The 392-nt window shown below is 65.6% G+C and carries 1 protein-coding gene; it reads left to right on the top strand.

Annotation, left to right across the window (positions count from 1 at the left end; genetic code table 11):
- Positions 1-392: DMT family transporter (locus tag VSR34_RS38925; protein WP_342965302.1), on the top strand; the 392-nt coding region annotated here is incomplete at both ends.

Below are 392 nucleotides of genomic sequence, written 5' to 3'. Positions count from 1 at the left end.
CCTGAAGGAAAGGCCCGATGGCCGCGCGCTCGCGTCGATCGGGCTGGCGATCGTCGGCGTCGTCGTCATCAATGTCGCGCACGTCCAGGCGGGCGCGGATGCGACGACCGGCACCGGCTCGCTCGCGGGCAACCTGATGGTGCTCGGCGCCGTATGCTGCGAATCAATCTATGTGATCCTGTCGCGCCGTCTGACGCAAACGCTCGCGCCGATCGACATCTGCGCGTACACGCATCTGTTCGGCCTACTGCTGATGCTGCCGCTCGGCGCCGGCGCGCTCGCGCATTTCGACTATCGCGCAGTGCCGTCGAGCGTGTGGATGCTGGTGGTGTGGTACGGGCTGTCGGCTAGCATCTTCTCGTTCTGGCTGTGGATGAAAGGCATCCGTCACG

It is taken from the genome of Paraburkholderia sp. JHI2823 (assembly GCF_038900695.1).
Classification (GTDB): Bacteria; Pseudomonadota; Gammaproteobacteria; order Burkholderiales; family Burkholderiaceae; genus Paraburkholderia; species Paraburkholderia mimosarum.
This window is presented reverse-complemented; position numbering and strand designations above follow the sequence as displayed.